Source organism: uncultured Amaricoccus sp. (assembly GCF_937858865.1).
GTDB lineage: Bacteria > Pseudomonadota > Alphaproteobacteria > Rhodobacterales > Rhodobacteraceae > Amaricoccus.
Genome location: NZ_CALLYO010000060.1, coordinates 1 through 8,062 on the forward strand (window position 1 = coordinate 1; position 8,062 = coordinate 8,062).

Here is an 8,062-nt window from a genome sequence, read left to right on the forward strand (position 1 = left end):
ATCGCCCGCTACGAGCGCGACCCCTTCACCTGGAAGTCGAGCTCGAGCCAGCTCCTGCGCCGCAAGCAGCTGATCTGGGGCTCGGTACTCTTCCACGTCGGCGTCCTCGTCATCTTCTTCGGCCACCTCGTCGGCCTCCTGACCCCGATTGCCGTCTTCGACACCCTCGGCATCGGCCACGGCTTCAAGCAGGGCCTCGCCATCCTCGCCGGCGGCGTGGCCGGGATCATGGCGGTGGTGGGCGGTGGCATGCTGCTGCACCGCCGGCTCTACGACCCGCGCATCCGCGCCACCTCGAGCTTCGCCGACACCGGCATCCTCGTGCTGCTGATGGCGCAGCTCGTGCTCGGCCTCGGAACCATCCTCGTCTCGATCCGGCACATGGACGGTGGCGAGATGGTCAGGTTCATGACTTGGTCGCAGGGCATCTTCACCTTCCGGACCGACGCCTGGCTCAACGTCGCCGAGGCCAACCCGATCTTCAAGCTGCACATCTTCCTCGGGCTGACCATCTTCCTGCTGTTCCCCTTCACCCGCCTCGTGCACATGCTGTCGGTCCCGGTCCGCTACCTGTGGCGGCCGGGCTACCAGATCGTCCGCTCGCGTCGCCGCGCGCCGCTGCCCTCCGAGATCCCGGGCGCATCGGCCGCCGTCCGCGTGCCGGCGCGCGCGGCGGCCCAGGGCCGGCCGGCGGCCCGCCCCGCGGCTCCGGTCCGGTCGGCGGCGGTCGCCCGGCCCGCCGGGGAGTGACGCCATGCCGCCGCCGCTCCAGCCCGAGGTCACGGTGAACGGGGAAAAGATCCCCGCCCGCCTGATCGCCGCCGAGGCGCAGAACCACCGTGCCGCGCCGGGCAAGCCCGGCCTCGCCTGGCGCGCCGCCGCCCGCGCGCTCGCCGTGCGCGAGCTGCTGCTGCAGGAGGCGCGCCGGCTCGGGCTCGAGCCCAAGCCGCGCCTCGTCGGCCCCGGGCGCCGCGAGGCCACGGAGGAGGCGCTGGTCCGCGCCGTGATCGAGCGGCGCGTGCAGGCGAGCGTCCCCGACGAGGCGGCGTGCCGTGCCTTCCATGCGGCGCACCGCGATCTCTTCCGCTCGCCGCCCCTCTACGCCGCCTCGCACATCCTGCTCGCCGCCGCGCCCGGCACGCCGGAGCGGGCGGATGCCCGCGCCGTCGCGCGCGAGATCCTCGCCCGGCTCGCTGCCCGCCCGCAGGCCTTCGAGGACCTCGCCCGCGCCCATTCCGCCTGTCCGTCGCGCGAAGCGGGCGGGCGGCTGGGCCAGCTCGCCCCCGGCGACACCGTGCCCGAGTTCGAGACCGCCCTCGCCACGATGGCAGTCGGCACCATCACACCCGAGCCGGTCGAGACCCGCTACGGCTTCCACATCATCCGTCTCGACGACCGCGCCGAGGGTGCGGAGCTGCCGTTCGATCTCGCCCGCCCCCGGGTGCGCGAGACGATGGAGCGCGCCGCCTGGGCGCGGGCCGCCAAGGCGCTGGTCGCCGAGCTCGTCGCCGCGGCGGAGATCACCGGCATCGACTTCCCGCGCGTGGCCTGAGCGCAATGCTCCAGGACATCTTCGACCGCAACCGCGCCTGGGCGGCGGCGATCGCCGCCGCCGACCCGGACTATTTCGCCAGGCTGGCGGCGCTGCAGAACCCGGAGTTCTTCTGGATCGGCTGCTCGGACAGCCGCGTGCCGGCCAACGTCGTCGCCGGGCTGCAGCCGGGCGAGGTGTTCGTGCACCGCAACGTCGCCAACGTGGTGCATTCGAGCGACATGAACCTGCTCGCCACCCTGGAGTTCGCGGTCGAGGTGCTGAAGGTCCGCCACGTGATCGTCTGCGGCCATTACGGCTGCGGCGGCGTGCGCGCCAGCGTCGACGGCCACACCACCGGCCTCGCCGGCCACTGGATCGAGCCGATCCGCCGCCTCGCCCACAGGCACGCCCATGACCTGGCGCGGCTTGCCGACGAGAAGGACCGCCTGAACCGGCTGGCCGAGCTCAACGTGGCCGAGGGCGTGGCGCGTATTGCCGAGACCCCGATCCTTCGTGCAGCCTGGGAGCGCGGCCAGCGCGTCACCGTGCACGGCCTCATCTACGGCATAGCCGACGGACGGCTGCGCGACATGCGCTGCACCGTCGGCGCCGATGTCCAGGAGCTTGCGAGTTGACATGCTGACCGACCATCTCGACCCGAGCTTCTGCGGCTGCGACTTGCCGGCCGAGACGCGCCCCGGCCTCGTCTCGCTCGACGAGGCGATCCGGCAGGCGCTCGCCCTGGCGGCGCCGGTGCCGGAGCTCGAGGGGCTGCGGCTCGAGCAGGCGGTCGGCCGCGTCCTCGCCCATCCGGTGCGGACGCCGCTGCCGCAGCCGCCGTTCGACAATGCCGCCATGGACGGCTACGCCCTGGCGACCGGCGAGCTGGTGGGCGCAGGCCCCTGGCTCCTCCCCGTCGCCGGCCGCATCGCCGCCGGCGACGCCGGCGGCGCGGTCCGCTCGCCCGGCGCCGCCCTGCGCATCCTGACCGGCGCCCCCGTCCCGCCCGACTGCGACGCCGTCGTCATGCAGGAGCACGTCCGCCGCTCCGGCGACGCCATCCTCCTCCGCGAGCGCCCACACCCCTGGCTCAACATCCGCCGCCGCGGCGAGGATCTCGCGCTCGGCGGCGAGATGGTCGGAGAGGGCCGCCTCGTCGGCCCCCGCGAGGCCGCCGCCATCGCCGCCACCGGCGCGGCCGAGGTCTGCGTCCGCCGCCGCGTCCGGGTCGCCGTCCTCTGCAGCGGCAGCGAGCTCCGCCGCCCGGGCCAGCCGCTGGCGCCGGGCCAGATTTACAACTCGAACCGCTTCGGCCTCCTCGCCGCCCTCTCCATGCCCTGGATCGAGGCGGTCGATTTCGGCGCCGTGCCGGACCAGCCGGCCGAGCTCGCCGCGACGCTCGCGGCAGCCTCCCGCACGGCCGATCTCGTGGTCTCGACCGGCGGCGTCTCCGTCGGCGACGAGGACCATCTGCCCGCGGTGGCGCGCCAGACCGGCGGCCGCATCGCCGAGCTGCGCATCGCCATGAAGCCCGGCAAGCCGCTCGCGCTCGGCACGCTGAACGGTGCGGCCTATCTCGGCCTTCCCGGCAACCCGGTCGCCGCCTTCGTCTGCTGGACCATGATCGGCAGCCGGGTCGCCGAGCGCCTGGCCGGCCTGTCGCCCTCCCGCCGGGCCCGGATCGTGGCCAAGGCCGCGCGCCCCCTGCACCGCCGCCCCGGCCGCTGCGAGTTCCGCCCCGCCCGCCTGATCGGCTACGACGCCTTCGGCGCGCAGGTTATCGACTTCGCCGGCGGAAGCTTCTCCGCCCGCGTCAAGCAGCTCGCCGACGCCGACGGCCTCGTCCTCATCCCCGCCGACCTCGACGAGGTCCGCAAGGGCGATCTGCTCGAATTCCTTCCCCTGCCCTGATCCCTCGTTTCCGCGTCAAGGGATCAATACCGAAATTTTTTGACGCCTCACGCCAGCACTCTCCCGCGCGCCGCACAGCGGCTCGCCGCCACGTAGAACACCACCACCCCGACCGCCGCCCCCGGCGCCAGCGCGAGGAGAAAGGCCGCGGCATAGTCCACCGCCCCACCGAGCGCGGAGAACTCCGCCAGGGTCCAGCGCGGAACGAGCGGCATCGCGAGGCCGCCCGCGACCAGCGTGGCCACGACCCCGGCCAGAACCGGGCGCAGCGGCGAGCGGCCGGCGCGCGCCAGCTTCGCGCCGCCCCGAACGACGAGCGCGAGCAGCAGCAGGCCCGCGACCACCAGCGGCCAGAACCACCCGCCGAGGCTCTCCCGCAGGATGGCGGCAAGCACCAATGGATTGAGATCGCTCATGTCATCCTCCCTATGCCAGGCCGCGCAGCATGGCCCGGTACGCGCCCTTCAGCCCCTTCTCCTCGATCAGCCAGGAGATCCAGAGCTCCTCCAGCGGCGCGATGAAGGGGAAGGACGGCGTGAGGGTGCCCTCGTAGTCGAACTCGATCAGCATCGCCTTGCCGAAGGCCGTGACCATCGGACAGGAGGTATACCCGTTGAACGCCGCCGTCGGCGCCCGCCCCGCGGCCTCGGCAACGAGGTTCTCGACCACCACCGGGACCTGCCACTTGACGCTCGCCGCCGTCTTCCCCCGCGGCACCCCCGCGACGTCCCCGACCGCGAAGACGTTGGCGTAGCGCGGATGCCGCAGCGTCGCCCTGTCGGCCTCGACCCAGCCGTCGGCGGCCAGCGCCCCCTCCTGCCAGGGCAAGGGACTGGCCCGCACAGCGTCCGGCGCCCGCATCGGCGGCACGACATGGATGAACTCGTAGTCGAGCGTCACCTCGCCCCCGGCCATCCGATAGGTCGCGCGCCGTGCGGCCGCGTCGATCGCAGTGAGGACATGCCCCTGGTTCACGGCGATGCCGCGCGCTGCGAAGAGCTCGTGCACCTTGGCGTTCACCGGCGGCACCGTGAAGACCACGTCGCTGTGGGCGTTGTAGATCAGCTCGACCGCCTCGCGCCGCCCCTGCCGGCGCGCCAGATCCTCGGTGATGAAGGTGATCTTGAGCGGCGCCCCGGCGCATTTCATCTCAGTCGGGGGACGGCCGAACAGTCCGACGCCCCCGGTGCGGATGAAGTCTTCGATCGCCCGATAGGAGGCGGCGGCCGCCTCGGGACCGGCATAGATGCTGGCGATGCCGTCCTGGCCAATGCGCGCGGGATCCATCCCCTCGATCGCCGCATAGTCGAGCTTCAGCCCGGTGGCGACGAACAGGAAGTCATAGGCGACGCGGCGCCCGCCGGTGGTGACGAGGGCGTTTCCCTCCGGGTCGAACTCGGCCACCGCCTCGCGGACCCATTCCACCCCGCGGGGGATGAAATCGGCGTTGGGGAAGACGACGTCGCGCGGTTCCCAGAGCCCGGCGCCCACCAGCGTGAAGCCCGGCTGGAAATAGTGCTCCTCCTTTGCGTCGATGACGGTGATCTTCGCGTTCGGCATCCGCCCGCGCAGCCGCGAGGCGAGCGAGAGCCCGGCGGCGCCGGCGCCCGCGATGGCAATGCGCGCGGGCGCCGGGGACGTCTGGGCTCGCGCCGCGCCCGGCGCCACCAGCCCCGCGGCGGCCCCCGCGATCAGGAACGTTCGTCTGTCGAGCATCGTAACCCCCCTTCTCGCCGCAACGGCGAGACACCCCTGTTGACAATGTATATTATTTCTCGTATATACGCAAGTATGAAGCTTGAACTTGACGTCATGCAGGATGCGGCCGATCAGGCCAGCGAGCTGCTCAAGGCGCTGTCGAACAGGCACCGCCTGCTGATTCTCTGCCAGCTCATCGACGGCGAACGCTCGGTCGGCCAGCTCGCCGAGTTCCTCGGCATCCGCGACTCGACCGTCTCCCAGCACCTCGCCGTGCTGCGCCGCGACCGCATCATCGCCGGGCGCCGCGACGGGCAGACCATCTGGTACCGCATCGAGAGCGAGCCGGCGCGCCAGGTGATCGTGGCGCTCTACAAGACCCTCTGCGTCCCCCGCCTCGGCTGAGCCGCCCGCCGGCGGTACGGGGCTCCCCCTTGCGCTTATATTCTATATTTCGTATATACGCATATATTGATCAACCCAAGGAGAGCCTCCGATGACCCTCGACCGTTCCGTCCTCGCCTTCGCCGGCGCCATGGTGCTTCTGTCCGTCGCCCTCATGACCTGGGTGTCACCGCTCTTCGTCTGGCTCACCGTCTTCGTCGGCGCCAACCTGCTGCAGTCGGCCTTCACCGGCTTCTGCCCGGCGGCGGTCGCCTTCCGGAAGCTCGGCATCAAGCCCGGCCGCGCCTTCTGAGCCGGAGATCCGCCGTGCGCCCCCTTCTCCTCGCGGCCGCGCTGCTGGCGGCCGCGCCCGCCGCCGCCGATACCCTGGTACTCGCGCCGGAGACCCTGCCCGAGTGGAAGGCGGTCTACGGCCGCGTCGAGGCCCGCGACGTCGTGCCGGCGCGGGCGCGGATCGGCGGAACCCTCGTCGAGCTGCTAGTCACCGAGGGCGACGAGGTGGCCGAGGGGGCGCGGATCGCCACCGTGCGCGACGACAAGATCGACTTCCAGGTCCGCGCCCTCGACGCGCAGCTGGCGGCGCTGCGTGCCCAGCTCACCCGGGCCGAGGCCGAGCTCGCCCGCGGGCGCTCGCTGGTCGAGCGCGGGGTGGCCACCCCCCAGCGCCTCGAGCAGCTCGAGACCGAGGTGCAGGTAACGCTCGGCCAGATCGCCGCCACCGAGGCCGAGCGCGCGGTCGTCGTGCTGCAGGGCGAGGAGGGCGCCGTGCTCGCGCCCGCCGCCGGGCGCGTGCTCGACGTGCCGGTCACGCACGGGGCGGTGGTGATGCCGGGCGAGCCCGTCGCCACCATCGGCAGCGGCGGCCTCTTCCTCCGCCTCGCCGTCCCCGAGCGCCACGCCGGCGATCTCGTCGAGGGCGCCGAGATCCGCGTCACCGAGGACGGCGTCCCGGCGACCGGACGGCTCGCGCGCATCTATCCGCAGATCCAGAACGGCCGCGTCGTCGCCGACGTCGAGGTCGAGGGCCTCGCCGGCACCTTCGTCGACGCCCGCGTGCTGGTGTCGCTGCCGGTCGGCGAGCGCCGCGCGCTCCTCGTGCCCGCCGCCGCCGTCGTCACCCGCTCCGGCATCGACTTCGTCCGCGTCCTCGAGGACGGCACCGAGCGCGAGCGGGCGGTGGTGACCGGCGAGCGCGTCGCCCGGGACGACGGCGACCGCGTCGAGATCCTCACCGGCCTCGAGCCCGGCGCCCTGGTGGTCGTGCCATGAAGACCGACCCCTCCGCCCTCGGCATCGCCGGGCGGCTCACCCGCGCCTCGATCACCTCGCCGCTGACCCCGCTCTTCCTGATCGCGGCCTTCGTCTTCGGCCTGATCGCCCTCGCCGGCCTGCCGCGCGAGGAGGAGCCGCAGATCTCGGTGCCGATGGTCGACATCCGGGTGCAGGCCGACGGGCTTCGCGCCGCGGACGCGGTGAAGCTGATCACCGAGCCGCTCGAGACCATCGTCAAGGGCATCGACGGCGTCGAGCACGTCTATTCCCGCAGCATGGACGACGCCGTGCTGGTCACCGCCCGCTTCGTCGTCGGCACCTCGGCTGACGCGGCGGTGCTGCGCGTGCACGACAAGGTGCGCGCCAACATGGACCGCATCCCGGTCGGCGTGCCGGAGCCGCTGATCGTCGGGCGCGGCATCGACGACGTCGCCATCGTCGCGCTGACGCTGACGCCGAAGCCGGACGCCGCCGGCCGGATCACCCCGAACGACCTGACCCGCATCGCCCGCGAGCTCCGCACCGAGATCGCCAGGATCGAGGACGTCGGCCTCACCTACCTGGTCGGCGAGACCGGCGAGACGATCCGCATCGCCCCCGACCCCGACCGGCTCGCGCTCCACGGCGTCACCCTGCAGCAGCTCGCCGCCAAGGTCCGCGGCGCCAACCGCGCCTTCCCGGCGGGCCGCGTCCGCGATGGCGGCGAGCAGATCGTGCTCGTCGCCGGCGAGACGCTGCAGGCGCCGGCCGAGATCGGCAACCTGCTCGTCACCACCCGCGACGGCCGCCCGGTCTACGTGCGCGACGTCGCCGACATCGCCTTCGCCACCGACGGCACCGAGGCGCTCGTCGCCACCGTCACCCGCGACGCGGACGGCACCCGGCGCGTCCCCGCGGTGACCCTCGCCGTCGCCAAGCGCGCCGGCGCCAACGCCGTCACCGTCGCCGAGAGCATCCTGCACCGGGTCGAGGCGCTGCAGGGCTCGCTGATCCCCGCCGACATCACCGTCGAGATCACCCGCGACTACGGCGAGACCGCCAGCGAGAAGGCGAACGAGCTCCTCTTCCACCTCGCCCTCGCCACCCTCTCGATCATCGCCCTCATCTGGCTCGCCATCGGCTGGCGCGAGGCGGCGGTGGTCGCAGTCGTCATCCCGGTCACCATCCTGCTCACCCTCTTCGCCGCCTGGCTGATGGGCTATACCCTCAACCGCGTCTCGCTCTTCGCGCTGATCTTCTCGA

General features: G+C 72.8%; 10 protein-coding genes. 8 read left to right on the plus strand and 2 right to left on the minus strand.

All coding sequences use genetic code 11. From position 1 onward, the window contains the following. From narI to glp, 4 genes are all read left to right on the plus strand, one after another. Positions 1-750: respiratory nitrate reductase subunit gamma (narI, locus tag Q0112_RS01580; protein WP_297970514.1), on the plus strand; the 750-nt coding region annotated here is incomplete at its 5' end. A 4-nt stretch (positions 751-754) separates the two neighbouring features. Next, the gene (locus Q0112_RS01585; protein WP_297970516.1) at positions 755-1,552 is read left to right on the plus strand and encodes a peptidylprolyl isomerase; all 798 of its coding nucleotides are present in this window, start codon (positions 755-757) and stop codon (positions 1,550-1,552) included. Positions 1,553-1,557: 5 nt separating this feature from the next. Then, complete coding sequence (locus Q0112_RS01590; RefSeq protein ID WP_297970518.1) at positions 1,558-2,169, plus strand: carbonic anhydrase; 612 nt, start codon at positions 1,558-1,560, stop codon at positions 2,167-2,169. A gap of 1 nt (position 2,170) precedes the next feature. Beyond that, the gene (gene glp / locus Q0112_RS01595) at positions 2,171-3,445 is read left to right on the plus strand and encodes a gephyrin-like molybdotransferase Glp (protein ID WP_297970519.1); all 1,275 of its coding nucleotides are present in this window, start codon (positions 2,171-2,173) and stop codon (positions 3,443-3,445) included. A 47-nt stretch (positions 3,446-3,492) separates the two neighbouring features. Here the strand turns inward: glp and Q0112_RS01600 are convergent, their stop codons facing one another. Next, positions 3,493-3,861, minus strand: a complete 369-nt coding sequence (locus Q0112_RS01600; RefSeq protein WP_297970520.1) for a DUF5368 family protein — start codon at positions 3,859-3,861, stop codon at positions 3,493-3,495. A gap of 10 nt (positions 3,862-3,871) precedes the next feature. Next, a complete protein-coding gene (locus Q0112_RS01605) occupies positions 3,872-5,161 on the minus strand; it encodes an FAD/NAD(P)-binding oxidoreductase (protein WP_297970522.1) in 1,290 nt (429 codons plus the stop codon). A gap of 75 nt (positions 5,162-5,236) precedes the next feature. On the opposite strand from Q0112_RS01605, the gene Q0112_RS01610 reads away from it, so the two are divergent. The 4 genes from Q0112_RS01610 to Q0112_RS01625 form a co-directional block, all read left to right on the plus strand. Further along, positions 5,237-5,548, plus strand: coding sequence for a helix-turn-helix transcriptional regulator (locus Q0112_RS01610; RefSeq protein WP_297970524.1), 312 nt, complete (start codon positions 5,237-5,239; stop codon positions 5,546-5,548). 91 nt (positions 5,549-5,639) lie between these two features. Further along, positions 5,640-5,840, plus strand: coding sequence for a DUF2892 domain-containing protein (locus Q0112_RS01615; protein WP_297970526.1), 201 nt, complete (start codon positions 5,640-5,642; stop codon positions 5,838-5,840). A gap of 41 nt (positions 5,841-5,881) precedes the next feature. Then, complete coding sequence (locus Q0112_RS01620) at positions 5,882-6,817, plus strand: efflux RND transporter periplasmic adaptor subunit (RefSeq protein WP_297970530.1); 936 nt, start codon at positions 5,882-5,884, stop codon at positions 6,815-6,817. After that, a partial coding sequence (locus Q0112_RS01625) for an efflux RND transporter permease subunit (RefSeq protein WP_297970528.1) occupies positions 6,814-8,062 on the plus strand: 1,249 nt, incomplete at its 3' end. The genes Q0112_RS01620 and Q0112_RS01625, both read left to right, overlap by 4 nt.